Genomic DNA, 1,954 nt, shown 5'->3' on the forward strand with positions numbered 1-1,954 from the left:
TTTTCGCCTTTCCCTCACGGTACTGGTTCACTATCGGTCAGTTAGGAGTATTTAGCCTTGGAGGATGGTCCCCCCATCTTCAGACAGGATAACACGTGTCCCGTCCTACTCGTTTTCACCATATCAGACCGTCGTGTACGGGGCTATCACCCGCTACGGCCACACTTTCCAGAGTGTTCCACTAATCTTGATATGACTTAAGGGCTGCTCCCCGTTCGCTCGCCGCTACTAAGGGAATCTCGGTTGATTTCTTTTCCTCGGGGTACTTAGATGTTTCAGTTCTCCCGGTTAGCCTCGTTACACTATGTATTCATGTAACGATAATGCACAAGTGCATTGGGTTGCCCCATTCGGACATCTGTGGCTCAAATGCATTTTATCAGCTCACCACAGCTTTTCGCAGATTTACACGTCCTTCATCGCCTCTAACTGCCTAGGCATCCACCGTATACGCTTAGTCACTTAACCATACAACCCCAAATCACGTCGTAATTTGTGTTATACAGCCAGCAACCATCTTGTTTTCTCTTTCGAGAATACCAATGACGCTACATACAATCGCTAAATTCGCTTTCGCTTACTTAGCTGGATGTTTTCTTTATCAGCTTGTCCAAATTGTTAAAGAACAGTTAAGGTTTAAAAAACCTTAATCAATCCACACTACTCAGTGCGCATTCATTAAGGCTGTCTTCCTTAGCAACGAGCTTTTCTTAAGTCTTTCACCATCGCAATGAATGGTGGAGCTAAGCGGGATCGAACCGCTGACCTCCTGCGTGCAAGGCAGGCGCTCTCCCAGCTGAGCTATAGCCCCATGATTTGGTGGGTCTGAGTAGACTTGAACTACCGACCTCACCCTTATCAGGGGTGCGCTCTAACCACCTGAGCTACAGACCCAATATCTTGCTCGTTCTTCTTGGCAACAAAACAATCTGTGTGAACACTTCGCTAAAACAGCGCAGCTTTTTCGTAAGGAGGTGATCCAACCGCAGGTTCCCCTACGGTTACCTTGTTACGACTTCACCCCAGTCATGAAACACAAAGTGGTAATCGCCCTCCCGAAGGTTAAGCTAACTACTTCTTTTGCATCCCACTCCCATGGTGTGACGGGCGGTGTGTACAAGGCCCGGGAACGTATTCACCGCAGTATGCTGACCTGCGATTACTAGCGATTCCGACTTCACGGAGTCGAGTTGCAGACTCCGATCCGGACTACGAACAGCTTTAAGGGATCCGCTCCACCTCGCGGTCTCGCTTCCCTCTGTACTGCCCATTGTAGCACGTGTGTAGCCCTACTCGTAAGGGCCATGATGACTTGACGTCGTCCCCACCTTCCTCCGGTTTGTCACCGGCAGTCTCCTTAGAGTGCCCAACCTAATGCTGGCAACTAAGGACAAGGGTTGCGCTCGTTGCGGGACTTAACCCAACATCTCACGACACGAGCTGACGACAGCCATGCAGCACCTGTCTCACAGGTCCCGAAGGCACCAAGGTATCTCTACCAAGTTCTGTGGATGTCAAGAGTAGGTAAGGTTCTTCGCGTTGCATCGAATTAAACCACATGCTCCACCGCTTGTGCGGGCCCCCGTCAATTCATTTGAGTTTTAACCTTGCGGCCGTACTCCCCAGGCGGTCTACTTAGCGCGTTTGCTGCGCTACCCACGACTTAAAGCCACAGACAGCTAGTAGACATCGTTTACGGCGTGGACTACCAGGGTATCTAATCCTGTTCGCTACCCACGCTTTCGCACATGAGCGTCAGTCTTTGGCCAGGGAGCCGCCTTCGCCACTGATGTTCCTCCAGATCTCTACGCATTTCACCGCTACACCTGGAATTCCACTCCCCTCTCCAAGACTCTAGACTGCCAGTTCTAAATGCAATTCCCAGGTTAAGCCCGGGGCTTTCACATCTAGCTTAACAATCCGCCTGCGTGCGCTTTACGCCCAGTAATTCCGA

2 tRNA genes and 2 rRNA genes are annotated in these 1,954 nt (G+C 50.6%); all 4 read right to left on the reverse strand.

From position 1 onward, the window contains the following. A 23S ribosomal RNA gene (locus tag ABD028_RS23175) occupies positions 1-468 on the reverse strand; the annotation flags it as partial. Positions 469-735: 267 nt separating this feature from the next. After that, a tRNA-Ala gene (locus ABD028_RS23180) sits at positions 736-811 on the reverse strand. A 6-nt stretch (positions 812-817) separates the two neighbouring features. After that, positions 818-894, reverse strand: a tRNA-Ile gene (locus ABD028_RS23185). 73 nt (positions 895-967) lie between these two features. Next, a 16S ribosomal RNA gene (locus tag ABD028_RS23190) occupies positions 968-1,954 on the reverse strand; the annotation flags it as partial.

The organism is Bowmanella denitrificans, from assembly GCF_039522935.1.
In the GTDB taxonomy this organism is placed as follows: domain Bacteria; phylum Pseudomonadota; class Gammaproteobacteria; order Enterobacterales; family Alteromonadaceae; genus Bowmanella; species Bowmanella denitrificans.